General features: G+C 61.7%; 26 protein-coding genes. All 26 read right to left on the reverse strand.

Going from position 1 to position 24,998, the window contains the following annotated elements; translation table 11 throughout:
* The 26 genes from fliQ to ACW9H9_RS10265 all read right to left on the reverse strand — a co-directional run bounded on the left by fliQ (position 1) and on the right by ACW9H9_RS10265 (position 24,993).
* The gene (gene fliQ, locus ACW9H9_RS10140; protein ID WP_209983445.1) at positions 1 to 270 is read right to left on the reverse strand and encodes a flagellar biosynthesis protein FliQ; all 270 of its coding nucleotides are present in this window, start codon (positions 268 to 270) and stop codon (positions 1 to 3) included.
* Positions 271 to 273: 3 nt separating this feature from the next.
* A complete protein-coding gene (fliP, locus tag ACW9H9_RS10145; protein WP_457343067.1) occupies positions 274 to 1,017 on the reverse strand; it encodes a flagellar type III secretion system pore protein FliP in 744 nt (247 codons plus the stop codon).
* Positions 1,017 to 1,454 (reverse strand): flagellar biosynthetic protein FliO, encoded by a 438-nt coding sequence (gene fliO, locus ACW9H9_RS10150; protein ID WP_457343066.1) that lies wholly within the window; start codon positions 1,452 to 1,454, stop codon positions 1,017 to 1,019. The genes fliP and fliO overlap by 1 nt, the downstream gene beginning before the upstream one ends.
* A gap of 1 nt (position 1,455) precedes the next feature.
* Entirely contained in the window at positions 1,456 to 1,923 is a 468-nt protein-coding gene (fliN, locus tag ACW9H9_RS10155; RefSeq protein WP_457343065.1) for a flagellar motor switch protein FliN, read from the reverse strand.
* Between the two features lie 41 nt (positions 1,924 to 1,964).
* Positions 1,965 to 2,933, reverse strand: a complete 969-nt coding sequence (fliM, locus tag ACW9H9_RS10160) for a flagellar motor switch protein FliM (RefSeq protein ID WP_457343064.1) — start codon at positions 2,931 to 2,933, stop codon at positions 1,965 to 1,967.
* Between the two features lie 9 nt (positions 2,934 to 2,942).
* Positions 2,943 to 3,449: a flagellar basal body-associated protein FliL gene (gene fliL, locus ACW9H9_RS10165; protein WP_457343063.1), complete on the reverse strand. Its 507-nt coding sequence runs from the start codon at positions 3,447 to 3,449 to the stop codon at positions 2,943 to 2,945.
* 128 nt (positions 3,450 to 3,577) lie between these two features.
* Positions 3,578 to 4,960, reverse strand: a complete 1,383-nt coding sequence (locus ACW9H9_RS10170; RefSeq protein ID WP_457343062.1) for a flagellar hook-length control protein FliK — start codon at positions 4,958 to 4,960, stop codon at positions 3,578 to 3,580.
* A gap of 87 nt (positions 4,961 to 5,047) precedes the next feature.
* Positions 5,048 to 5,395 carry an Hpt domain-containing protein gene (locus tag ACW9H9_RS10175; RefSeq protein ID WP_457343061.1) on the reverse strand — a complete coding sequence of 116 codons (348 nt, stop codon included), beginning with the start codon at positions 5,393 to 5,395 and terminating at the stop codon, positions 5,048 to 5,050.
* Positions 5,396 to 5,426: 31 nt separating this feature from the next.
* Positions 5,427 to 7,145: an ATP-binding SpoIIE family protein phosphatase gene (locus ACW9H9_RS10180; RefSeq protein ID WP_457343060.1), complete on the reverse strand. Its 1,719-nt coding sequence runs from the start codon at positions 7,143 to 7,145 to the stop codon at positions 5,427 to 5,429.
* On the reverse strand, positions 7,142 to 7,447 hold the full coding sequence (locus ACW9H9_RS10185) for an STAS domain-containing protein (protein ID WP_457343059.1): 306 nt from the start codon (positions 7,445 to 7,447) through the stop codon (positions 7,142 to 7,144). The genes ACW9H9_RS10180 and ACW9H9_RS10185 overlap by 4 nt, the downstream gene beginning before the upstream one ends.
* An 83-nt stretch (positions 7,448 to 7,530) precedes the next feature.
* Complete coding sequence (gene fliJ, locus ACW9H9_RS10190; RefSeq protein ID WP_457343058.1) at positions 7,531 to 7,980, reverse strand: flagellar export protein FliJ; 450 nt, start codon at positions 7,978 to 7,980, stop codon at positions 7,531 to 7,533.
* 3 nt (positions 7,981 to 7,983) lie between these two features.
* Positions 7,984 to 9,342, reverse strand: coding sequence for a flagellar protein export ATPase FliI (gene fliI / locus ACW9H9_RS10195; protein ID WP_457343057.1), 1,359 nt, complete (start codon positions 9,340 to 9,342; stop codon positions 7,984 to 7,986).
* Positions 9,332 to 10,096 (reverse strand): flagellar assembly protein FliH, encoded by a 765-nt coding sequence (gene fliH, locus ACW9H9_RS10200; RefSeq protein ID WP_457343056.1) that lies wholly within the window; start codon positions 10,094 to 10,096, stop codon positions 9,332 to 9,334. The genes fliI and fliH overlap by 11 nt, the downstream gene beginning before the upstream one ends.
* A gap of 10 nt (positions 10,097 to 10,106) precedes the next feature.
* On the reverse strand, positions 10,107 to 11,126 hold the full coding sequence (fliG, locus tag ACW9H9_RS10205) for a flagellar motor switch protein FliG (RefSeq protein WP_457343055.1): 1,020 nt from the start codon (positions 11,124 to 11,126) through the stop codon (positions 10,107 to 10,109).
* Positions 11,119 to 12,894, reverse strand: a complete 1,776-nt coding sequence (gene fliF / locus ACW9H9_RS10210; RefSeq protein WP_457343054.1) for a flagellar basal-body MS-ring/collar protein FliF — start codon at positions 12,892 to 12,894, stop codon at positions 11,119 to 11,121. Before fliF ends, fliG begins: the two co-directional genes overlap by 8 nt.
* A 16-nt stretch (positions 12,895 to 12,910) precedes the next feature.
* Positions 12,911 to 13,240, reverse strand: a complete 330-nt coding sequence (gene fliE, locus ACW9H9_RS10215) for a flagellar hook-basal body complex protein FliE (protein ID WP_457343053.1) — start codon at positions 13,238 to 13,240, stop codon at positions 12,911 to 12,913.
* Positions 13,241 to 13,370: 130 nt separating this feature from the next.
* Positions 13,371 to 14,753 carry a sigma-54-dependent transcriptional regulator gene (locus ACW9H9_RS10220; protein ID WP_457343052.1) on the reverse strand — a complete coding sequence of 461 codons (1,383 nt, stop codon included), beginning with the start codon at positions 14,751 to 14,753 and terminating at the stop codon, positions 13,371 to 13,373.
* 5 nt (positions 14,754 to 14,758) lie between these two features.
* On the reverse strand, positions 14,759 to 15,961 hold the full coding sequence (locus tag ACW9H9_RS10225; RefSeq protein WP_457343051.1) for a sensor histidine kinase: 1,203 nt from the start codon (positions 15,959 to 15,961) through the stop codon (positions 14,759 to 14,761).
* Between the two features lie 111 nt (positions 15,962 to 16,072).
* Positions 16,073 to 17,551, reverse strand: a complete 1,479-nt coding sequence (locus ACW9H9_RS10230) for a sigma-54 dependent transcriptional regulator (protein ID WP_457343050.1) — start codon at positions 17,549 to 17,551, stop codon at positions 16,073 to 16,075.
* Positions 17,552 to 17,721: 170 nt separating this feature from the next.
* Positions 17,722 to 18,018, reverse strand: coding sequence for a flagellar protein FliT (locus tag ACW9H9_RS10235; RefSeq protein ID WP_457343049.1), 297 nt, complete (start codon positions 18,016 to 18,018; stop codon positions 17,722 to 17,724).
* 24 nt (positions 18,019 to 18,042) lie between these two features.
* Positions 18,043 to 18,432 carry a flagellar export chaperone FliS gene (fliS, locus tag ACW9H9_RS10240; protein WP_457343048.1) on the reverse strand — a complete coding sequence of 130 codons (390 nt, stop codon included), beginning with the start codon at positions 18,430 to 18,432 and terminating at the stop codon, positions 18,043 to 18,045.
* 145 nt (positions 18,433 to 18,577) lie between these two features.
* A complete protein-coding gene (gene fliD / locus ACW9H9_RS10245; protein WP_457343047.1) occupies positions 18,578 to 19,960 on the reverse strand; it encodes a flagellar filament capping protein FliD in 1,383 nt (460 codons plus the stop codon).
* A gap of 80 nt (positions 19,961 to 20,040) precedes the next feature.
* Positions 20,041 to 20,400 (reverse strand): flagellar protein FlaG, encoded by a 360-nt coding sequence (locus ACW9H9_RS10250; RefSeq protein WP_457343046.1) that lies wholly within the window; start codon positions 20,398 to 20,400, stop codon positions 20,041 to 20,043.
* Between the two features lie 74 nt (positions 20,401 to 20,474).
* Positions 20,475 to 21,911: a flagellin N-terminal helical domain-containing protein gene (locus tag ACW9H9_RS10255; protein ID WP_457343045.1), complete on the reverse strand. Its 1,437-nt coding sequence runs from the start codon at positions 21,909 to 21,911 to the stop codon at positions 20,475 to 20,477.
* A 265-nt stretch (positions 21,912 to 22,176) separates the two neighbouring features.
* On the reverse strand, positions 22,177 to 23,106 hold the full coding sequence (locus ACW9H9_RS10260) for a ketoacyl-ACP synthase III (RefSeq protein ID WP_457343044.1): 930 nt from the start codon (positions 23,104 to 23,106) through the stop codon (positions 22,177 to 22,179).
* A gap of 303 nt (positions 23,107 to 23,409) precedes the next feature.
* Entirely contained in the window at positions 23,410 to 24,993 is a 1,584-nt protein-coding gene (locus tag ACW9H9_RS10265) for a flagellar hook-associated protein 3 (RefSeq protein ID WP_457343043.1), read from the reverse strand.
* Positions 24,994 to 24,998 lie beyond the last annotated feature (5 nt).

The raw sequence follows: 24,998 nt of genomic DNA on the forward strand, positions 1-24,998 counted from the left end.
TCAGCCGATCAGCTGCGGAATACTGCCGTACAGCTGCAGGATGTATTCCATGAAGGTTTGCACCAGCCACGGGCCGGCGACGATCAGGGTAATCAGCATCACCAGCAGGCGCGGCAAAAAGCTCAAGGTCTGTTCGTTGATCTGGGTCGCGGCCTGGAACATCGCCACCAACAGGCCCACCAACAGGCTGGGCACCACCAGCACGGCCACCATCATGGTGGTCAGCCACAGCGCATCACGAAACAGGTCGACGGCAACTTCTGGCGTCATGCGCTATACCCCTCCGAAACTGCCCGCCAGCGTGCCGATGATCAGCGCCCAGCCGTCCACCAGCACAAACAGCATGATCTTGAACGGCAGGGAAATGATCAGCGGCGACAGCATCATCATGCCCATCGCCATCAGCACACTCGCCACCACCAGGTCGATGATCAGGAACGGGATAAAGATCATGAAACCGATCTGGAACGCGGTCTTGAGCTCCGAGGTGACAAAGGCCGGCACCAAGATGGTCAGCGGCGCCTGGTCGGGAGTCGCGATGTCGGTGCGCTTGGACAACCGCATGAACAGCTCGAGGTCGCTGGAGCGGGTTTGCGAGAGCATGAAGTCTTTGATCGGGCCCTGGGCCTTGTCCACCGCAGCCTGGGCGGTGATTTTTTCCGCAAGGTAGGGTTGCAGCGCTTGCTGGTTCACCTTGTCGAACACCGGCGCCATGATGAACAGGGTCAGAAACAGCGCCATGCCGGTGAGGATCTGGTTCGACGGCGTCTGCTGCAGGCCCAGGGCCTGACGCAGGATCGAGAACACAATGATGATGCGGGTGAAGCTGGTCATCAGCATGACGAACGCGGGGATGAAACTCAGCGCCGTCATGATCAACAGGATCTGCAGGCTGACCGAATATTCCTGCGCCCCAGCCGCGTTGGTGCCCAGGGTAATCGCCGGGATCGACAACGGGTCGGCGCCAAACGCCAGCGGCGCGGCCAGCCACAGCATGAGCGTCAATAAAACGCGCATTACTTCTTATCCTTCTGATCCTTGCCCAGCAGTTCCATCAGGCGCTGGGCGAATTCCGGCGTGGCCGCCTGGGTCTGGGCCACTTCCACCGGCTGCTTGAGCACGTGCAACGGGGTGATACGGCCGGGGGTGAGGCCCAGCAGAATCTGCTCCTCGCCCACTTGCACCAGCACCAGCCGGTCACGCGGGCCGAGGGCGCGCGAGCCGATCATTTCGATCACCTGCCCATTGCCGGGGCCGGCGCGCTGCACGCGGCGCATCAGCCAGGCCAGCCCGAAGATCAAGCCCACCACCAGCAACAGGCCCAGCACCAGTTGCGTCAGCTGGCCGCCGATGCTGCCACTGACCGCCGGGGCCGCCGCCGCTTGAACCACCGGCTCCGCTGCAAGGGCGCTCAACGGCAGCGCCATCAACAGTCCTACTATTAGGCGGCGCATATCAGCGCAACTTCTTGATGCGTTCGCTGGGGCTGATCACGTCAGTCAGGCGGATGCCGAACTTTTCGTTGACCACCACCACTTCGCCATGGGCGATCAGCGTGCCATTGACCAACACGTCCAGCGGCTCACCGGCCAGGCGATCCAGCTCGATCACCGAGCCCTGGTTGAGTTGCAGCAGGTTGCGGATATTGATTTCGGTGCTGCCCACTTCCATGGAGATCGACACCGGAATGTCGAGGATCACGTCCAGGTTGGGGCCGTCCAGCGTCACCGGCTCGTTGTTGCGGGGCACGCTGCCAAACTCTTCCATGGGCACGCGATTACCGGCGGGCGCCGTGGCCGCGTCGGCCGCCAGCAGTGCGTCGATGTCGTCCTGGCCGGCATTGCCGGTTTCTTCCAGCGCAGCCGCCCACTCGTCAGCCAGGGCCTGGTCTTCGGCGGAAGTGTTTTCGTGTTCGGTAGCCATTACATGTCCTCGGCGGAGCAAACTTTATAAAGGGGGTTGGATCAGCGGCGGTTGACCGGCTCGATCACCTGCAACGCCAGGTTGCCTTTGTGCGAACCCAGCTTGACCTTGAACGAGGGCACGCCGTTGGCGCGCATGATCAACTCGTCCGGCAACTCGACGGGAATCACATCCCCCGGCTGCATGTGCAAAATATCCCGCAGGCGCAACTGGCGCCGGGCCACGGTGGCGCTCAGTGGCACGTCGACGTCCAGCAGGTCTTCGCGCAGGGCCTTGACCCAGCGTTCGTCCTGGTCGTCGAGGTCGGACTGGAAGCCCGCATCGAGCATTTCGCGCACCGGCTCGATCATCGAATACGGCATGGTCACGTGCAGGTCGCCGCCGCCGCCATCGAGTTCGATGTGAAAGGTGGACACCACAATGGCTTCGCTGGGGCCCACGATGTTGGCCATGGCCGGGTTCACTTCCGAGTTGATGTACTCGAAATTGACTTCCATGATGGCCTGCCAGGCTTCCTTCAAATCGACGAAGGCCTGCTCCAGCACCATGCGCACCACCCGCAGTTCGGTGGGGGTGAACTCGCGGCCTTCGATCTTGGCGTGACGGCCGTCGCCACCGAAGAAGTTGTCCACCAGCTTGAACACCAGCTTGGCGTCCAGGATGAACAGCGCGGTGCCGCGCAGGGGCTTGATCTTGACCAGGTTGAGGCTGGTGGGCACGTACAGCGAGTGCACGTACTCGCCGAACTTCATCACCTGCACCCCGCCCACCGCCACGTCCGCCGAGCGGCGCAGCATGTTGAACATGCTGATGCGGGTGTAGCGGGCAAAACGCTCGTTGATCATCTCCAGCGTCGGCATGCGTCCACGGACGATGCGATCCTGGCTGGTCAGGTCGTAGCTTTTGACGCTGCCGGGTTCGGCAGCCATTTCGGTCTGTACCAGACCATCGTCCACACCGTGCAACAGCGCGTCGATTTCATCCTGGGACAGCAGGTCTTGCACGGCCATGTCGTGGTCCTACTGCAGTACGTAATTAGTGAAGAGCACTTGCTCGATGACGACTTTACCGAGTTCTTTCTGGGCCACTTCCTGCACGCTGGCAGTCACTTTCTGGCGCAGCATTTCCTGGCCCACCGGGGTGGCCAGGGCGTCGAAACTTTGCCCGGAGAGCAGCATGACCAGGTTATTGCGGATCACTGGCATGTGCACCTTGAGGGCATCCATGTCGGCCTGGTTACGCGCCAGCAGCGTCATGCTCACCTGCAGGTAGCGTTGACGGCCGTTCTGGTTGAAGTTGGCGACAAAGGCCGGGAGCATCTGCTCGAAGATTGCCGGTTGCTTGACGTTGGGATTAGGCGCTGCGGCCTCCACCGGCTTGGTGCTGGCACTGTGCATGAAGTACCAGGTGGCGCCCACCGACACGCCGATCGCCAGGAACAAGCCCAGAACAATCAGCAGGATAAGCTTGAGCTTGCCCTTGCCCTTGCCTGCGGGTGCTTTTGCTGCGTCGTCGCTCTTCGCCATGCCAATAATCCGTCACTATTCTGGGTTTCATAGTTCTACGGAAAGGCAAGAGCAAGTGTTATGCCAGAGTTGTCCGCCGCGGGGCCACTCGGCTCAGCACCGGGCTGCCGTGCAGCCCGGCGGCGGGATCAGGCGTAGTAGTCGACGGCGCTGGAGCCGATAACCGTGCGCGTGACCGGGGCAGTGGCTTCGACCACTTCATTGCTGGCAACGCCAGCGTCACCGTTGTCACCCCGACCATTGCCACTGCCTACGCCACGGGCCTGGTTCTGTTGTTGCTCCTGGCCCTGCCCTTGCCAGCCACGGGACTGGTCCGACACGTTCACGTCCACCTGGCCCATACCCTGCTGGGCAAACATCTCACGCAGGCGGCCTGACTGGTTTTCCAGCGCTTCACGCACGGCGGCATGGCCGCTCATGAAGTTGACCTGGGCTTGCTGGTCCGCCGTCATGTTGACCCGGATGTCCAGGCGCCCCAGTTCCGCTGGTTGCAGCTGGATCTCGGCTGACTTGAGGTTGGCGCTGGACAGGTACATGACCCGGTTCACCACCTCGTCGGTCCAACCGCTCTGGTGCATGGCCAACGGTGCGTTGGCCACCGGCGGCAAGGCGTTGGCGGTTTTTGGCGTGGCGGCCTGGGTCAGCGCGGCCAGGCGGTTGGCGAAGTCGTCGACGCGGGTGTCGCTGCTGGCGTTTTTCAGGTCCTTGAGGCCGCCGTCGATGAGGCCGCTGAAGGCCTTGTCACCGCCGCCATCGGTGCTGTCTTTGGCGGCCTGCTGGTCGACCATAGTCGCCAACCCGTTGGCAAAACTCTGCGCGGCGGTCGGCTGGTCCTGGGCAGCGGCCGAAGTGGTTTTGGCCAGTGCCTGGCTACTGGCGGACACATGCCCGCCCTGCTCCATGGCCAGGCGCACGGCGGGCAGTTCGTCGAGCGGGTCGGCTTCAGGATCGAAGGCCGGCTTGGCGTCATCCGTCGCGGCCACGGGCGGCGCGACGACCGGAGTTGCCGGGTCGTTCTTGGCGGCCGCCGGGGCCGGCGTTTCGACGGGGGCGGCAGGCACCGGCACAGGCACCGGGGCGACCGCTGCCAGCAACGCCGGATCTACAACCGGGTCGACGGGCGGCTGTTGCGCTAGGCTCGGGTCGTCTTTGGCCGGGTCTGCCGGGGCCTCATCGCTGGCGGTGGTTTTGCCGGTGTCCGGGGTGTCGGCCTTGGCCGGTGGGTTGGCAGGCAAGGTCTTGCCGCTATCGGCAACCGCTGGGCTGCTGGCGGCAGGCTTGTCGTTATTGGCAACGGGCTTGCTGCTGGTGTCGCTGGACTTGGTCGGCGCGGATTTGGCCGGGGCGTCGCTCGTTTTGGCCGGGCTTGCCGGGGCCTGCTTGGCAAACACCTGGGCGAAGGCCGGGGCCTTGTCCCGCGGGTCCGCAACCGCTGCCGGTGGAATGGCGGCGGGGGCTTGAGGCTTGACCGCGGGGGTGGCCTGAAGGAGCGAAGTCGGGACGGTCGGCATAAATAAAAGTCTCCACTGCACAGGGGTAAAGGATGCAGTAAGAGGGGAGATAGCAAGAGTCGGGCCAGGTTTTAAATGGCCGTTCGCTCAGAGCGGGAAGCGTTGGCGTTCGTGCTCATACAAGGGCTTTACCAAGGCGAACTCGTGGTCGATCTGATCGACCAGCCCCCCCAGGTCGGCCTGTACCTGGTTGGCCGAGGTGTCTTCCAGCAACTGGCACAGGCTGGCCAGACGCACAGCCCCGAGGTTGCCGCTGCTGCCCTTGAAACTGTGGGCAATGATGCCCAGAGCCTTGGCGTCGTCGCGCGCCTTGCGCAGCGCCTCGACGCGTTTTTGCGAGTCGTCCAGAAAGGTCTCGAGCAACTTGGGGTACTCGCTCTCCATGACCTCCTGCAGCCCGTTCAGGACCTCCGGGTCCAGATGAATCTCTGCCACTTGTTCGCTCCTTGATCAAGAATCGGGCGGATTATGCCAGAGCCTTCCATGAAAACTCCACGCACACACTGCGCCCTCCGTCGGACCAGCTCACATCGCTGCTCAATTGGCGCACCAGGCTCAAGCCACGCCCGGACAAACGCTCCACGTCCAGTGGCCGCGCCAGCACCTTGTCCACATCAAAGCCTTCGCCGCTGTCTTCGACCCGCAGCGTCAGGCAACCTCCCTCGCCGTTCGGCACCACCTGCACATGCACGCGCACATAACCGCTGTCCAGCCGGGCCAGGCGTTCGTTGCGCTGGCGGTAGTACGTGGCAAAACCCTGGGCGTCGCGCTTGAGCTGTGAGTCCAGGCCCAGCACGCCGTGCTCCAGCGCGTTGGAATACAGTTCGGCCATCACGCTGTACAACGCGCCGCTTTGCTCGCGCAGCCCGTGGATTTCCAGCAGCAGTTGCAGCAGGTATGGCAATGGGTTGTAACGCTTGAGCGTTTCGGCGCGAAACTCGAAACTCACCGACCAGTCCAGCGGGCACGATTGGCCACTGCCTTCGACCAGCACCGCGTGGGAGCGCAGCGGCTGACCTTCCTGCAGGCTGATCTCGACCATGCTGATGTCATCGCGCACTTCGCCACGAAACGCCGCCAGGGCCTGTTCGATCTCTTCAAACAGGTGGTCCGGCTTGCGGTTGGCGGAAAACACCCGCTGCAAGCGTTCGGCTCCAAACAGCTGTTCGCGGGCATCGGCGGTGTCCAGCACCCCGTCCGACAACAAAAACACCCGGTCCCCCAAGGCCATCGGCCAGGTTTCGGTGCTGTCGTCAAAGGCTTCGGGCGCCAGCACGCCCAGCGGCAGGTGGCGCGACACCAGCGGCGTACGCTGCCCGGTGGCCACGTCATGCACATAACCGTCGGGCATGCCGCCGTTCCAGACCTCCACCACCCGACGCTGGGTGCTCAGGCACACCAGCGTGGCGCAGCAGAACATGTCCACCGGCAGGATGCGTTTGAGCTTGGCGTTCATCTCGCGCAGGGTGTGCGCCACGCCGTAGCCCTTGGCGGTCATGCCGTAGAACACCTCGGCCAGCGGCATGGCGCCGACCGCTGCCGGCAAACCGTGGCCGGTGAAATCGCCGAGCAGCACGTGCATGTCCCCGGACGGAGTGTAGGCAGCCAGCAACAGGTCGCCGTTGAACAACGCATACGGCGATTGCAGGTAGCGGATATTCGGCGCGGCGTTAATGCAGCCCGAATGCGCCACGCGGTCGAACACCGCCTTGGCCACGCGCTGCTCGTGCAACAGGTATTCGTTGTGCCGGGCGATCAGGTCGCGTTGGCGCAGCACAGTGGCCTGCAAGCGGCGCAGGCGGTCCATGGCGTTGATCTTGGCCGCCAGGATGATGGGGTTATAGGGTTTTGCCAGAAAATCGTCACCGCCCGCGTCCAGGCACTGGGCCAGGGCTTCGCTCTCGCGCAGGGAGGTCAGGAAAATGATCGGCACCAGCGCTTCGCCCGCCAGTTGCTTGATCTGCCGGGCCGCCTCGAAGCCGTCCAGCACCGGCATCAAGGCGTCCATCAAGACCAATTGCGGGCGCTCGCGGGCAAACACCTCCACCGCCTCGCGCCCGTTGCCCGCGGTGAGCACCTGGTGCCCTTGGCGACGCACAATGGTGGCGAGCAACAGGCGGTCGGCGGCGCTGTCTTCGGCGATCAGGACGGTCAGCGCCTCAAGGACCGGAGCCAGGGCGTTCAACTGATGTCGAAGAGTTTGTCGAAGTTGGAGATGGCGAGGATCTTGCGCACATCCGAATTGCTGTTGACCACCCGCACCTCGGACTCGTCGCCACCGGCATGGTCACGCAGCAGCAGGAGCATGCCCAGGGCGGAGCTGTCCATATAGGTGGTGTCCTTGAGGTCGACCACGTAGGTGTCGGGCACCTTGTAGAAGCGCTCATAGGAATCGCGAAAGAGCTGGTGGCTGCCGAAATCAAATCGGCCCTTGACTGCGATGGTCAACTTTTTCCCGTCCAGGGACACTTCGGATTCGACTGACATACGGCTGCTTCCTTGTCATTGGCACTGTGAGACAAGGTTTAGCAGGTGAACGGAAATGGGGCAACTCTGTGTAGGAGCAATCGCTAATACGCGGCTTGCCGAGGGAGCCGCTGAGACAGCTCATCCAGCAGCTTTTGCTCGCGCTTGTCTTCCAGCGCACGGGCTTCATCCACGTAGCGCTGCACCAGTTTGCGCAGGCCTTCGACCCGGGCGTAAGCCTGCTGCCAGCTGCCACGGGCCTTGTCGAGGTTGTTCTGGTGCCAGGCCAGGCTCTGGCGCTGTTGGCCCACGGCGGTTTCCAGCTGGTTGAGGAATATCTGGTAACTCATTAGCCACTGGCCGGACACGCCCTGGCTGCCACGGTCGATCCATTGCTGCTGGTATTCGCTGCGAAAACGCTCGAGGTCGCCCAGCTTGCTTTCGGCCAGCCGCACCTGCCCCTGGAAATGCCCCAGGCGCTGGGCAGCGGTGCGCTCGGCACTTTCGGCCATTTCCACCACCGGCGCCAGGCGCGCCGCACGACTGTTGGCCATGGCTTAACCTCCCGGCGCAGGCGCGAAGACGGACGCCAGGTGCGCCTCGCTTTCGCCCAGGCTGATGTTGTCGTGCAAGCCCTGGCGCAGGTAAGTCACCAGCTGCGGTTGCAGGGCAATCGCCAGGTCGGTTTCGCGATCGCCGCCGGGCACGTAGGCGCCCACGCTGATCAGGTCGCGGCTTTGTTGGTAGCGCGACCACAGTTGCTTGAACTGCTGGGCGCGGGTCATGTGCTCGGGGGTGACCACCGACGGCATCACCCGGCTGATGGACGCCTCGATGTCGATGGCCGGGTAGTGCCCCTCTTCGGCCAAGCGGCGCGACAGCACGATGTGCCCGTCGAGCACACCCCGCGCCGAGTCGGCGATGGGGTCCTGCTGGTCATCGCCCTCGGACAACACCGTGTAGAACGCGGTGATCGAACCACCTCCGGCCTCGGCATTACCGGCGCGCTCCACCAGCTTGGGCAGTTTGGCGAACACCGACGGCGGGTAGCCCTTGGTGGCGGGCGGCTCGCCGATGGCCAGGGCGATTTCCCGCTGGGCCTGGGCGAAACGGGTCAGGGAGTCCATCAGCAACAGGACGTTCTTGCCCTTGTCGCGAAAATATTCAGCGATGCGCGTGCAATACATGGCCGCGCGCAAGCGCATCAGCGGCGCATCGTCCGCCGGGGATGCCACCACCACCGAGCGCTTCAGGCCCTCTTCGCCGAGGATGTGCTCGATGAACTCCTTCACCTCGCGGCCCCGCTCGCCGATCAGCCCGACCACAATAATGTCCGCCTCGGTAAAGCGCGTCATCATGCCCAGCAACACCGACTTGCCCACCCCTGTACCGGCGAACAGGCCCAGGCGCTGGCCGCGGCCCACCGTCAGCAAGCCGTTGATGCTGCGGATGCCCACGTCCAGCGGCACGCTGATGGGGTCACGCTTGAGCGGGTTAATGGTGGGGCCGTCCATCGGCACCCAGTCTTCGGCTTTCATGCCGCCCTTGCCATCGAGGGCCCGGCCGGCGCCGTCGAGTACCCGGCCCAGCATGCTCATGCCCATGGGCAAGCGGCCGGTGTCGGCCAATGGCACCACGCGGGCGCCGGGGGCGATGCCGGCGATGCTGCCTACGGGCATCAAGAAGATCTTGCTGCCGGAAAAGCCCATCACTTCGGCTTCCACCTGCACCGGGTGGTAGCTGTCGTCGTTGATCACCAGGCAGCGGCTGCCCATCGCGGCGCGCAGGCCTTCGGCTTCCAGGGTGAGGCCGACCATGCGCAGCAGGCGGCCCTCCAGGATCGGCTGGCCGGGCAACTGCGCCGCCTCGGCGTAACCGCCCAGGCGCTTGGCGAAGCTGGTGCGGTCAAGGCGCATCGGGGGCGTCCAGTTCAACACTCAGGTCAGGCGCCGCCGGGTGCAGGGCCTGCTCGTGCAACTGGTCAGCGAGTTTGTCCATGATTTGGGTGATGCGCGTCTCCACCGTCGCGTCGATACGGCTGTGCTCGGTTTCGACCCGGCAACCGCCCGGCAACAGCGAAGCGTCTTCGACGATGCGCCAGGCTTCTTCGTGGCGCTCGCGCAGGGCTTTGACCTGCTCGAAATCCTGCGGGTTGATGTACAACCGTACGCTGCCCGCGCCCAGCGGCAGCAACTTGAGCGCTTCGCGCATGACGCTTTCGATGTGCGTCGAGTCGATGGCCAACTCACGCTGGATCACCTGGCGCGCGATGTGCTGCACCAGGCCGACCATGGCTTTTTCGATCTGCGAGTCCTGTTCGGCGATCGGAGTGAACAGGCTGCCCATGAGTATTTCCAGGTTTGAAAGCTTGGCACTCAAGGCCGCGTCAGCTTCCTGGCGCACTTTGAGCGTGGTGCTGTGAAACCCTTCTTTTTCGCCAATGGCAAAGCCTTCGTTGTAGGCCTCCTGGCGAATGCTTTCCAGCTCTTCGAGGGTCAGTGGCTGAACTTCATCGAGCGGCACTTCTTCCATCTCGGCCGGGGGCTCTTCCACCGGCAACGGTTCAGGCTCGGGCACGAAGGGGTCGAAGCTGGGCAACGACCACACGTCGAACCCGCCGACGTCCCGGGCGCGAATCAGATCGCTGGGCGCCTCATCTTTGTTCGACATGCGGGGCGCCTTAAATCATTTCTTCGCCGCCCTTCCCGCCGAGAACGATTTCTCCGGCTTCGGCCATACGGCGGGCAATGGTGAGGATTTCCTTTTGCGCGGTTTCCACGTCGCTGACGCGCACCGGGCCTTTGGCTTCCAAGTCGTCGCGCAGCAGTTCGGAGGCGCGCTTGGACATGTTCTTGAAGATCTTTTCCTTGACGTTGTCGTCCGACCCCTTGAGCGCCAGCACCAGCACATCGGAGGACACTTCGCGCAGCAACGCCTGGATGCCGCGGTCGTCCACGTCGGCCAGGTTGTTGAACACAAACATCAGGTCTTCGATCTGCACCGACAGGCTGTCGTCGATCTCGCGGATCGAGTCCATCAGTTGGCCTTCCACGGAGCTGTCGAGGAAGTTCATGATATCGGCCGCGCGCTTGATACCGCCCAAGGTGGTGCGCGAGGCGTTGGAGTTGCCCGAGAACTGCTTTTCCAAAATCGTGTTCAGTTCTTTGAGCGCCGCAGGCTGCACAGTGTTCAGCGACGAGACGCGCAGGATAATGTCCAGGCGCACCTTATGGTCGAAATGGCCGAGCACTTCACCAGCCTGGTCCGGGTCCAGGTAGGCCACCACGATGGCCTGGATCTGCGGGTGTTCGTAACGGATCACGTCCGCCACGGCGCGCGGCTCCATCCACTTGAGGCTGTCCAGGCCGCTGGTATTGCCGCCCAGCAGGATGCGGTCGATCAGGCCGTTGGCCTTGTCTTCGCCCAGCGCCGAGGTGAGCATCTTGCGGATATAGCTGTCGGAGCCTACGCCCAGGCTGGTCTGGTCGCCGACGATCTCGACGAATTCGCTCATCACCTGCTCGACCTGCTCGCGGTGCACATTGCGCATCTGCGCCATGGCCACGCCCACGCGCTGAACCTCTTTGGGGCCCATGTGGCGCAGCACTTGGGCGGCGTCGGTTTCACCCAGCGACAGCAGCAGCACGGCGGCTTTGTCGACCTTGGTGAGTTTGGCAACAGCGGCTCGATTATCACTCATCTGCGTTGATCCACTCTTTCACGACCTGGGCCACACGGCCCGGGTCTTCGGCCACCAGACTCTTGATTGCGTTCAACTGCGCGTCATAACCCTCGCTCGGGCTTGGCAGCAGGATGCTTTGCGGGCCGCCGAGGCTGACGCGGTCGTTGGCCAGTTCGCCGTCCAGGCCGCCCATGCCACCCAGTTCCACGTCGCCACCGGCCAGCGCCAGTTGTTTCTTGCCGCCGCCGGTGACGTTGTTGAGCACCGGGCGCAGCACGCCAAACACCAGCACCAGGATGAACAACACCCCCAGCACTTGCTTGACGATGTTCCAGAACCACGGCTGGGTGTAGAACGACGGGTCAGCAATCACTTCGCCACGCTCGGCGGAGAACGGCATGTTGATCACGCTTACGCTGTCGCCACGGCTGGCGTCAAAACCGACCGCGTCCTGCACCAGGCGAGTGAAGCGCGCCAATTCGTCGGCGCTCCACGGGGCCCGGGTGGTTTCACCGTTGGCTGGGTTGACCTTGACCTGATCGTCCACCACCACCGACACCGACAGGCGGTTGATGCGACCTTGCTGCTGTTTGGTATGGCTGATGGAGCGGTCCAGCTCAAAGTTCTTGGTGGACTGGTTACGTTTGTCCGACGGGTACGGCGCGAGCATCGGCTGGCCGGTGGCCGGGTCCATGATCTGCTGGCCGTTGGCGTCCAGCAGCGGCTGGCCCGGCTGGACCGCACCGGCCGCAGCGGCGCTGCCACCCGTGGTTTGCGGGGCCGAAGCGGGGGCCGGCGGCTGGTTGCTCAGGGCGCCCGGCACGCCTTGCGGGCCGTTGCTGGCGGTGCGTTGTTCGGTGGTCGACTGCTCGCTGCGCAAGGCCGGCTGGTCGGGGTTGAACTGCTCGGAGGTGGACTCGACGGCGCTGAAGTCCACGTCGGCGGACACTTCAGCCTTGTAGCGGTCGTTACCCAGTACCGGTTGCAGGATGTTGTGCACACGCTGGGTGAGCATGCTTTCCATGCGGCGGCTGTAGTCAAACTGCTTGCCGGCCATGCTCAGCGCGGAGTTTTCGCCCTGGTCGGAGAGCAGGTTGCCCTTTTGGTCGACCACGGTGATTTGCGACTTGTTCAATTCGGGAACGCTGGTGGCCACCAGGTTGACGATCGCCAGTACCTGGCCGGGCTCCAGGGAGCGGCCTGCGTAGAGTTCAACCAATACCGACGCGCTGGGCTTGCGCTCGTCGCGCACAAAGACCGAGCTTTTCGGGATAGCCAGGTGCACGCGGGCGCCCTTGACGTTGTTCAGGCTGGAGATGGTGCGCGCCAGCTCGCCTTCCAGGCCGCGACGGTAGCGCGTGGCTTCCATGAACTGGCTGGTGCCCAGGCCCTGGTCCTTGTCGAGAATCTCAAAACCCACGTTGCCGTCGGACGGCGTCACACCGGCGGCGGCCAGCTTCATGCGCGCACGGGCCACGTCATCGGCCTTGACCAGCAGGGCACCGGAATTGGGTTCGACGGTGTAGGGGATGTCGGCAGCGGCCAGGGTTTCCATGATCTGCTTGGCATCCATCCCCGACAGGCTGCCGTACAGCGGCCGGTAATCGGGTTGCTGCGACCACAACACCACGGCAAAACCAATCGCCACGCTGGCTGCCAGGCCGACCAACAGGCCCACCTGACGCAGCATGGTCATCTCGGACAGGTTTTCCAGGAACGACAGGCCAAACAACGGCGGCTTGGCGCCGGCCTTGGCGGGTGCGTTCTCTACCACTGCTTCTGCCATGACTTAAATCTCGTCCTTAAACCGGCATCTGCATGATGTCTTGATAGGCCTGAACCAGCTTGTTACGCACCTGGGTCAAGGCCTGAAAGGAAACACTGGCTTTTTGCGACGCGATCATCACGTCGGTCAGGTCGACGCCGCTCTTGCCGATCTCGAAGGCGTTGGCCAACTGCCCGGACGCCTGCTGGGTATCGCTGACTTTATTGATGGCCTGGCCAAGCATGTCGGCAAAGCTGCTCTGGCCCAGTTCCGGTGCCGGGGCGACGGATTTCGGCTGTGCCATGGCGTCCATTTGCATGGACCGCATATCCAACATCAACCGATTGAACTCAACACCTTGGCTCATGACCTTCTCTCTCCGACGACCCGCAATTTTTTGACACTACCCAGCGGTTAGTGAGGGTGGTAGCAACAAGGGTGCCAGCTCCGTGGCTATCCGTAAGAAAAGGCGACAAAACCTGTCGCCTAAGTATTTGTTACGTGGCGAAAAGATACGCTTCCACGTCCATCCCGGCATCGCGCATCTGTGCCAGCTTGTAGCGCAGGGTGCGCGGGCTGATACCCAGGCGCTCGGCGGCCTCTTTGCGGCGACCACGTTCGGCGCGCAGGGTGTCGATGATCATCTGGAATTCGCGCCGGCGCAGGTCATCGCCCAGGCCGCCCGCGGGCTCAGCGCAGGCCGTGTCCACCGGCGCCACCACCGCCAGGCTCGGCAAGGGTGCACTGGCGCCGCCGGTGGCCAGGCAAAAGTCCTGCGGCTGGATCAAACCGCCCTGCTGCAGGATCAGCGCCCGCTGAATCGCGTTGTCCAGTTCGCGCACGTTGCCCGGCCACGGGTAGCCGATCAGGCAGGCCTGCGCCTCGGCCGACAGGCGCGCCTGGGCGTGCTTCATTTTTTTGACGTGCTTGCCCAGCAGGCGCTCGGCCAGCGGGACGATGTCTGCCGGGCGCTCGCGCAACGGGCGCCAGGCCAACGGGAACACCGAGAGCCGGTAGAACAAGTCTTCGCGAAAACGCCCTGCCGCCACTTCACCCGCCAGGTCGCGGTTGGTGGTGGCGACCACGCGAATATCCAGCTGGATCGGTTTGCGCGCCCCTACCCGCTCCACTTCGCGCTCCTGCAACACGCGCAGCAACTTGGCTTGCAGGCCCAGGGGCATTTCGGAGATTTCGTCGAGCAGGATCGTGCCGCCGTCGGCCTGTTCAAACTTGCCCGGCTGGGCGGCAATGGCGCCGGTGAACGAGCCTTTTTCGTGGCCGAACAGGGTGGCTTCCAGCATGTTGTCGGGGATGGCCGCGCAGTTGATCGCAATAAACGGCCGGCTCGCCCGCCCGGAGTGCTGATGGATAAACCGTGCCAGCACTTCCTTGCCGGTGCCGGACTCGCCCGAGATCAACACGGTGGAATCGCTGCGGGCCACGCGGGCGGCCAGCTCCAGCAGCTGCGCACTGGCCGGTTCGACGGCGATCGGGCCTTCGCCATCGGCGGTGCTCAAGGTGCCGAGCGCGTGGCGCGCCACCAGGTCGAGCAGGGCCTTGGGCTCGAAGGGTTTGACCAAATAGTCGGCCGCGCCCTGGCGCATGGCGTCCACGGCGCGGTCGACGGCGCCGTGGGCGGTCATCAGCAGCACCGGCAATTGCGGTTGGCGGGCGCGCAGCAAACCGAGCAACTGATGGCCGTCCATGCCGGGCATGTTGACGTCGCTGACCACCAGGCCAAAGGCTTCCTGCTCGACCGCTTCCAGGGCCTCTTCGGCAGAGCCGACGGCGCGATGGTCATGGCCCGCCAACAGCAGCGTGTCTGCCAGGGCCTCGCGCAGGGCGCGGTCGTCTTCCACCAATAACACCTTGATCGCCATGACTGTCACTCCGTGCCGGCAAACAGCGGCAGCGTCATCAAGGCGCAGGTGCCGCGCCCCACCCGGGACTGCAATTGCAACTCGCCCTGATGCGCGCGGGCCACGGCCTTGACCACGGTCAGGCCCAGGCCGGTGCCATTGGTTTTAGTGGTAAAAAACGGCTCGCCCAAACGCGCCAATACGCCAGGCTCAATGCCATTGCCACGGTCGCTGATGCACAGGCGCAGCGTGTTGTCGCGGCTGTACAGGTGCACCTTGAGCTGCGCACCGGGGCCGCTGGCCTGGGTGGCGTTTTCGATAAGGTTGAGCAAGGCGCCGACCAGGGTGTCGCGGTTGCACAGCAACTCGCCTGCATGGCTGTCGCACTGCCAGCGCACCGAGGCGTCCTGAATGTGGGTGGCAGCGGCGCCTTGCAGGGCCTGCATTAACGCGGCCGGGGTGACGCGGTCGGTCAGCGGCAACTCGCCGCGGGCAAAGACCAGCATGTCGCGCACCTGATGCTCCAGTTCGTGCAGACGCTCCTTGAGGCGCCCGGCAAACCGTTGGTGGGTGGCGGCAGGCAACTGCTCGTCAGTCAAATGACTGGCGTAGATCAGTGCGGCAGACAACGGGGTGCGAATCTGATGCGCCAGCGAAGCGACCATTTTTCCCAAGGACGACAGGCGCTCGTGGCGCGCCAACTGGTCCTGCAAGTGACGGGTTTCAGTCAGGTCGTTGAGCAATACCAACTGGCCGGGCTCGGCGTCCAGGGAACGGGTGGCAATCGACAGGCGGCGCCCGTTCTTCAGCGAAACTTCATGGCCGTCGTCTTCACGCGGCGCAAAGCAGCGCGTGATGACCTCGCGCCACAGCTCGCCGTCCAGCGGCAGGCCGAGCATGTCGCGGGCGGCGGGGTTGGCCTCACGCACACGGCCCTGGTCGTCGATGACGATAACGCCACCGGGCAACAGGTCGAGGAGGTTTTGCAGGCGGTTGGCCAGGCGTTCCTTTTCAGCCAACTCGGCCATGCGCTGGGCGCTGACCACCGCCAATTCGCCCTTGAGCTCGGAAACCCGGGCTTCCAGCAGGCTGTAGGAGTCGGTCAACTGGCTGGACATCTGGTTGAACAGCGCGAACGCCTGCTCAAGCCCATGACGGCTGATCTGCTCTACGGAAGGCGTTACCCCTGGCGTACCAGGGACCGAAGATAGTTGGGCGGCGTGGGGCATCATGCGCTCTCGCTTGGCTGACCGTCAGTTAAACGGTGCGTTACGAGGGCTAAAGCAATACCCGTGCCCAAATAAAAAGCGCTGATAAATCAGCGCTTTGAAAAACAGGCGTCAATCATCCGCCTGTTCATCACCTTCACGACGGCTCATGCCGTACTTGCGCATTTTTTCCACCAGGGTGGTGCGGCGGATGCGCAGGCGTTCGGCGGCCCGGGCGACGATGCCGTTGGCGTCGTCGAGGGCTTGCTGGATCAGGCCTTGCTCCAGGCTACCGAGGTAGTCTTTGAGGTCCAGGCCTTCGGGCGGCAGCATGGCGGTGGCGCTGAAGTCGGGCGTGTGCCCATTGATGGCCACCCGTTCTTCAAGGTCGGTACGCAGGCTATCGACCACCAACTGCTCGTCTTCGTCATCGACGTAGCGGAATTTTTTCGGCAACTCGGCCACGCCGATCACGCCGTAGGGGTGCATGATCGCCATGCGCTCCACCAGGTTGGCCAGCTCGCGCACGTTGCCCGGCCATGCGTGACGGCACAAGGACATGATCGCCGCCGAGTTGAAACGAATCGAGCCGCGCTTTTCGTGTTCCATGCGCGAAATCAATTCGTTCATCAGCAGCGGGATGTCTTCGACCCGCTCGCGCAGGGGCGCCATCTCGATGGGGAATACGTTGAGGCGGTAGTACAAGTCTTCACGGAAGCTACCCACCTCGATCATGCTTTCGAGGTTTTTGTGGGTGGCCGCGATGATACGCACGTCGATGCTTTGGGTTTTGTTGCTGCCCACGCGCTCGAACGTGCGCTCCTGCAAGACGCGCAGCAGCTTGACCTGCATCGGCAGCGGCATGTCGCCGATCTCGTCCAGGAACAAGGTGCCGCCGTTGGCCAGCTCGAAACGCCCGGCACGGCTGGTGATCGCCCCGGTGAAGGCGCCCTTTTCGTGGCCGAACAGTTCGCTTTCCAGCAGTTCTGCCGGAATCGCCCCACAGTTGACCGGCACAAACGGTCCGTCGCGGCGCTTGGAGTGGTAATGCAGGTTACGCGCGACCACCTCTTTGCCGGTGCCCGATTCGCCGAGGATCAGCACGCTGGCGTCAGTGTCGGCCACTTGCTGCATCATCTGGCGCACATGCTGGATGGCGCGGCTGGTGCCGACGAGGCTGCGGAACAGGTTGGGTTCGCGATGACGGCCACGCTCGCGGGCCTGGTCGTACATCTCGCGGTACACCTGGGCACGGTGCAGGGAATCGAGGAGCTTGCTGTAGCTGGGCGGCATTTCCAGGGTGGACAACACACGGCGGCGCTGGTCTTCCGGCAAGTCGACGGAAGAAATTTCACCCATCAGCAACACGGGAAGGAACTCATCCCAGGTCGAGAGTGTCTTTAACAGGCCCAGCAATGTCCCAGGAGCGTTTACCGTCCCGATCAGCACACAAATGACTTCACGGCTCGACGACAAAGAGCTAACCGCCTGCTGCCAATCATGGCTAGCGCAGGGTAAATTTTCTTCGCCAAGAAAATTCAGAATCACCGCCAGATCGCGGCGGCGGACGCTATCGTCATCGACCAGCAGAATTTTGGTTTCACGCCACATGCAATAGCAACTTCCCTAGTTAACTCAATGCCCTGGAGTCGAGGGCAATCTAGATAGCTGTAGGCATTTTCTGCTTTGGAGCCATCTGACTTCTGAAAACAGCACTAGTTAAGTCAAAAAAACGTGCGCAGTCAAATTTATGACGCGACGCCTGGATTAACTGGTCCGGTTCAGCCGAACAGATGGTAAACCTTTGACGCATTTTTAGCTTGGTTGAACTGCGACATTTCTTCGAAGATTGCTTGGCGCTCCCCCATGGTTGCCTCGAGCAACCGCTGATAGACCGACAACAGGTCTTCCAGCTTTTCCCGAATCACCGCCTCGTCCGCCGCCTCTTCGTTGAGCGCCGCATCGATCACGGCCCGGCACCCCAGGTCCAGCTCACCGATCGCATCCCAGTTGCGCTCTGCCAGCGCATCCACCAAGGCTTCGCGCGTCTCGTCTATTTTTTGCACTGCGTGACTCATGACTTCGTCCTCAGGCCCACCGGCCTACTGTGCCGCGATACCGTCCCAGCCTTCCTTGAGGGTAATCATCAGACCTGCGACCTCATCGATCATCACAGCGTCGTTCTGACGATTGGCTTCCAACAAGCGCATGCTCATGAAGGCGTACAGGTTGTCCAACTGCTGGAGCGCCAACGGGTCTTCGGTTTTTTCCGGGTTGAGGCCGTCACGCAGGCCGACGATGATGTCGACCGCCTTCCCCAGCATCAACCCCTTGTGCGCAACGTCACCCCGAGCCATGGCCCCTTTCGCCTGAGCCATGCGATCCAGCGCGCCTTCCATCAACAACTGCACCAAACGGTGCGGGCTGGCTTCGGAGATCTGGGCGTGGGTGTTGACCTTCTGGTATTGGCGAAGGGCTCTCATGGGATTCATGTTTCTACCTCGTGACAGGCGACGACTAAAAAAGGGTGGGCGCTGATTATTATGTCGACGGTGTTACCAAAAACTTTAGCCGGTGTTGCGTTCGAAAAAAGCAAGGCGCCGCATTGCGGCGCCCGGCAGTTTATCCGCTCGTCAATCAGTTGGACTTCGGATTGTTCAGCGCGTTGAGCGTGGTCATGACGCTGTCGCCCGAGGCCTTGAGCTGGGCAACCAGGGAGTCCATCGCGTTGTATTTCAGCGTCAGGGAGGCCGTCAACGCAGCCGAGCGCGTATCCAGAGCGCTCTGCTGATTAGTCAGGTCCTTGAGGTTGTCTTGCAGGGTCTGCGACTTGCTGGCAAAAACGCCGGTTTTGCTCAACGCATAGTTGGCTGTCGCATTTGTCAGCCCTGCCAACAGGCCATTGGCGCCAGTGAAAATGCTGTTGATGTCGGAGCCGTTAGTGAGTGCCGCCTTGTCAAACGCCGCATCATTGACACTCAGCGTGCCCGCTGTCTGGTCGGTTGTAACACCAAACTGCGCCAGGGATTTGAACGCGCCGGTGCCGCTCACCGAGTTCAATACGTTGCGAATCGACGACATCATGGTGCGCACCGAGGCATCACCTGTCAGCGCAGATGACGAAACACTACCATCGGGATTAGGGGTGACCTGAGTCTCGGCATTGACAGCCTTGACCAGCGCACTATAGGTGTCGGTAAAACCCTTGACCGCTGACTTGAGGGTGGCGCTGTTCGCAGCAACCTTGATCGTCGCAGGACTATCAGTTGCGGCCGTAACACCCGTCAAGCTAATGCTTACACCACTGATTGCGTTGGCGAGCGTGTTACTCGTGGACGTTTGAGGGCTGCCATCAAGAATATACTCGGCGTTTTGCGGAGGCTGGTCCACGACCGTCGCACCCGCTTCCAGGCCCGAATTACCCTTGAAGGTTATATCGGTACCCTTACCGGTGGTCGAAGAGGTCACGACCAAACGGGAGCCGTTGGAGTCAGTCTGAATGTTGGCACTCAGCCCCGCATTGCCGTACTGAGAATTGATCGAGTCACGCACCTGCTGCAAGGTCGCCCCTGGCGGCACGCTGACGCTGTAATCCTTGCCCGATTGAGACATGGTAAACACGGTCGCCGAAGCCGTGTTATTGATAACGGCCCCTGCCCCCCCCTGAATCGTTGCCGTGGAGACTTTTGACGCCGTGGCCAACTTTTGTACGCTCAGCGTAAAGTTGCCGGCGGCAGCGCCAGGGCCCAAGGTGACCGTTGCCAATTTGTCGTTGGAAATCGTCGAACTCAAACCGCTGAAATTGACGGTTTTGGTCATGTTGTCCAACGCACCCCGGAAAGCGTCGAGGGCGGCCTGAATCTTGCCGATCGAAGTCAATTGCGCAGTGGATGTTTTTGTCTGGCTGTCGATCTGCGCTTGCTTCGGCGCGGTTTGCGAACCCACCAAAGACTTCACAAGACCCTGAACATCAATACCCGTACCCGGGCCGTTGACCGTTAGACCTGATACGACTGTCATCGTCTTTCTCCTAATCCGGGGCTGACTCTTTATTGACGAACAACGCTCTATGCGCTTTTCGCAACAAAGTTCATGCCAGTTTAGACCTTCGCGTCAAACAGCAAGCTGCTGGCGTCGTGAAGGCTTTGGGCGAGCTTAAGGGCCTGTTCCGAAGGAATCTGGCGAATGACCTCACCACTTTCAGTGGCGATGACCTTGACCACAACCTGGTGGGTGGTGTCATCGATGGAAAAATCAAGTTTGCGCTGGGTAGCCTGGATGAAATCGTTGATTTCCTTGACCGCTTTTTTCAGGTCCGGCTGGCCAGTTTGCTGCTTTGCGTCTGCGGTGCCAGCAGCGGCATCCACTTTGTTCTTTTGCGGGTCGGCGGTTACAGGAGCAGGTGCATTCTGTGCCGCCGTCGCAGGATAAGACAGGTTCAGATTGACGCTCATGTCCATGACAACTCTCCTCATCACACAAAAGACAAAAGGGCACGTAAACGCGCCCTTCCGTCAGTTACCAAGCGCTGATATTACTGAAGCAGCTTCAGTACAGCAGATGGCAGTTGGTTCGCCTGGGACAGGATCGCAGTCGAAGCCTGTTGCAGGGTTTGTTGCTTGGTCAGCTGAGCGGTTTCAGCGGCGAAGTCAACGTCCTGGATCACGCCACGAGCAGAAGTGGAGTTGTCCGAGATGCTCTGCAGGTTGGCGATGGTGTTGTCGAAACGGTTTTGTACAGCACCGAGGTCAGCACGCTGGGAGTCGATGGTGGACAGTGCCTGCGTCAGCACGTCAACAGCGCTCTGTGCGTTGGCAGCGGTGGTCACGTCAGTGTTGCTGACAACAACTTTAGCCGAGTTGACAGCGGTAGCACCTGCTGCGCCGAACACACCAGTAATGCCGCCGCCAGCCAGCGAGTAGCTGGAGCTAGAGTTCAACGAAACCTGGCCAGTAGCAACCAGGTTTGCAGCAGTCAGGGTTGCGGCGGTGCCGAACTGACCGTTGCCGCCTTTGGTTTGAACACCGATGGTCTGGCCGCCAGCGTCAGCACCGGAGAAGGTGAAGTTCTCACCCGAGTCGGATTTGATCGACAGAGAGCCGGTCGACTGGTCGAAGTTAACGCTGATGCCCAGTTTGGCAGCGTTGGAGTTCAGTTGGTCAGCCAGGTCAGAAGCTTTGGTGATACCGGTGAAGTTAACCGAAGCGCCGCCTACGGCCAGAGTGAAGCTACCACTTGGGTTAGCGGCAGCGAAAGCTGGAACAGTGAACTTGGCTTCGTTGCTGGCAGAGGCCTGCAGGCCGCCGACTGCGCCGTTCAGTTGGGCAGCGATATCCTTGGCCGAAGCGCCTTGGGCAATGGTCAGTGCAGCAGAAGTCTGGCCGCCACCGGTAACAGTGATGGTGCCGCCTGCAACGCCGTTAGCGCTTGGGGTCTGGGCACTGGACAGCAGCTGCTGCGAACCAATGTTGTTAGCTGCTACGTTGCCCAGGCTCATGTTGATGGTCTGGTTGGCGTTGGCGCCCACTTGGAAAGCGGTAGTCCCGAAAGAACCGTCCAGCAGGTTACGACCACCGAAAGTGGTGGTGGACGCGATACGGGTCAATTCAGAAGTCAGAGCCGCGTACTGAGCCTGGTTCGACTTACGGTCGTCAGCGCTGAGGGAGCCGTTAGCGGACGACAGAGCCAGGGAACGCATGGTCTGCAGGATGTTGGTGGATTGCTGCATCGCGCCTTCAGCCGTTTGCGCGATGGAGTTACCGTCACCGGCGTTCTTGATGGCAACGCCCAGGCCGTTGATTTGGCTGGTCAGACGACCGGCGATTTGCAGGCCGGCCGCATCGTCTTTGGCGCTGTTGATACGCAGGCCGGAGGACAGACGCTGCATGGAGGTTTGCAGGGCGCTGGAAGCCTTGTTCAAGTTGTTCTGAACGGTCAACGACGCAAGGTTGGTGTTTACTGTTAAAGCCATGACGAAATCCTCGTGGGTGGTGTACAGCGGCTTCCGGCCCTGGCAACCGCCGGGTGTGGCCTAGAGAACCTTCGTAATAGTTATCGTCGTGAAAGCAGGTTGCTTGAGGGTTTTTTTTAATTTTTTTACTGGCACCGCGCCACTCTTTGCAATTCAAGCGCTTACAACTGCCCACTGCCCCGTCTTTACTGGGTTTTCTGGCGCCAAATAAAAAACGCCGGGAGTCGTGCGACCGCCGGCGTTTTTGAGTCGACCTATTAAAAGGTCAGGGCCGATAGAGAATCGCCGACCCCCAGGACAGGCCCACGCCAAACCCACTGATTGCCACGCGCTTCCAGGTCGAGTCCAGCATGTGTTTTTCCAGCAGCAAGGGAATGCTCGACGACACGGTATTACCGGTCTCGACCATGTCCTTGACGAACTTCTCCACCGGCGCTTCTTCAAAGCGGCGCGCCACGGCGTCGACAATCGCCGCACTGCCCTGGTGAATGCAAAATGCGTCGATGTCGTCTGCTTTCAACTCAGACTCATTGAGTAACTCATGCAAATGCGCCGGCACCTTGAGCAAGGCGAAGTTGAAGACCTGGCGCCCGTTCATGAAAAACACACCGTCGGTGACCTTCAAGTGCGGCGCCCCGGAACCGTCGGTGCCGAACTTGGACTTGCCGAGTACCCAGGGCGCGTCTTCGCCCATCCAGGTGGCCGTGGCAGCATCGCCAAACAGCATGGTGGTGTTGCGGTCTTCCGGGTCAACGATCTTGGAGTACGGGTCAGCCGTGATCAGCAGGCCGTTTTTCAGGCCCGCGGCTTCCATGAAGCCTTTCATCGCGTAGATGCCGTAGACGTAACCGGAGCAGCCCAGCGAAATATCGAAGGCGGCGACATGCGTCGGCAGGCCCAGCTTGTCCTGCACGATGGCGGCGGTATGGGGCAGGCCCTCTTCGTCACCGTTCTGGGTGACCACAATCAGCGCATCGATGGATTCGCGCTTCAAATCCGGGTTGCTTGCAAACAAGGCATTGACCGCCTCGACACACAGGTCGGAGGTTTCCTGCGCGGCGTCCTTGCGCGGCAGGAACGCCGAGCCGATCTTGCCAATGATGAACTCTTCATCCTTGGCAAACTTGGCGCCCTGGGCGTAGTTATCAACCCCGTCTGCCGGCACGTAACTGGCGATGCTTTTTATGCCAATCATTCTGGCTTCCCAATACGAAATAGCTGGAGAACACCCCTCGATCTACATCGGGGATGCTGACAATAAAGGGGGGGTAACCCCGCAAAAACCCGCCGAAAACCGCCACGCTTGCCTGCCCGACTGCGGAGCGGGCAGGCCTTGTGACGATTCGACCTTTTCACACGATACAGTGAAGATGCGCTTTATGACTCACAGGTCACTCATTTTTCTGCGCTTTGTGCAAAACACAGGGACATTGCCCTGTCATAAACGCCAACGGCCCAGCCTGTTTCCAGGTTGGGCCGTTGGTGTATTGCGCAACGATTACAAGCGGCTGAACAGGTTCAACTGGGAGATTTTCACAAAGGCCAACTGCGACGCCTGCAGCATGGTCTGCTGCAATTGCAGGTTGATCGCGGCCTGCCCCACGTCGACGTTGGCCAGTGAAGACATGGTCGACTCGTTGGCCGTCCCCAGGCTGGTGTTCTCCTGCGTTTGAAGATCCAGCGCATTCTGGCGCGCGCCAATGGAGCCACGGACCTGATCGATCTGCGCGCTGGCATTGCTCAGGTTGCCGATGGTCTTGGCCATCACGTCCTTGAGGTTATTCTGCGCAACCAGGTTACCGTCCGCCGGAGTCTCCAGGGCTTTGCGCAACTGGCTGAGGGTGTCCAGCGCGTTTTCGTTTTTGTTGCTCACGGCGCTGATCGCAAACTGGTCGCCCGCCCCCGGCGTGCCGCCGATGTTAAAGGTCACACCGGCCGTGGTGATCGAGGTTGCGCCTGGCGCCATGGTCCCGGTCGCGATGCTCTTGCTGTTCGGGCTGTAAGGCTGCGCGTACACCTCATACGTGGTGCCGCTGCTGAACTTGATCACCGCACCGGTGTTGGGGAACGTGCTGGCATACGCCGCCTGATCGGTCACTTGGCCGCCGGTCACTTGCGCAGTGGACGGGTTGCCTGGCGAACGTGAAGCACTGAAGGTGTCGGGCTTGGATTGCAGGGTGAAGGCCTTGCCAGCCACCAGTGCATCCGACGCCGCGCCCGGCGCGACATCCGCGCCCAGGTTGAGGCTGATATCAAACTTCACGCCCCGCAGGTTGACGCTCGAACCGCCCTCTTTGGTCGCATCAAACGTACCGTTGCCGGTGATCTCGGACGTGATGTCGTTGCCGTTCTTGTCGGTCACGGTGTACTGGGTGCTGCTGCTGAACGTCAGCGTGTAGGGCTCGCCGCCAGAAAAGCTCTTGGTGTAGTCGTTGCCGGACGTCAACGTGCCCGCCGAGATTGCCACCTTGCCGTCATTGACCGAAGGCGGCAACAACGTGGTCTGGGTGCGGCCAGTATTTGCCGAGCTTTCCATGAGCGTCTTGCCGGTATCACCGGCCGACATCGACAGGCCGTTCGAGATCTGCAAATTCAGCGCCGTATCGTCACCTTGATAGGTGTAGGTGCCATCGTTGTTGCGCACATACGGCTGAATATTGGTTTTGGACCCGGAAAACATGTAGTTGCCGTTGGCATCCTTGGAGTTGAGCAACCCCAACACCTGGTCTTCAAGGGCACTGACTTCACTGGCGATCGACTTGCGGTCGTTATCGCTCAGCGAAAGGTTACCGGCCCGCAGTGCCAGTTCGCTGCCGCGCTGCAGGGCGGTGTTGATGCTGGTCAACACGCTTTCCTCGTTGGTCAGCGAGTTTTGCAGGCTGTTGATGTTGCCGTTGAACTGGCCAAGCATGTCTTTTTGCTGCTGCAATTGCAGCAAGCGCGCTGCCGCCACCGGGTCATCCGAAGCGGTCTGTACGCGCACGCCGCTGCTCGCCTGGTCCTGGGCTTTCACCACACCGGCGTAGTTGTCGGAATACTTGCTGGCGCTGATGTCGAAGTACTGCGCAGTAGAAATTCGCATCGTCC

The organism is Pseudomonas sp. SDO5215_S409, from assembly GCF_054071325.1.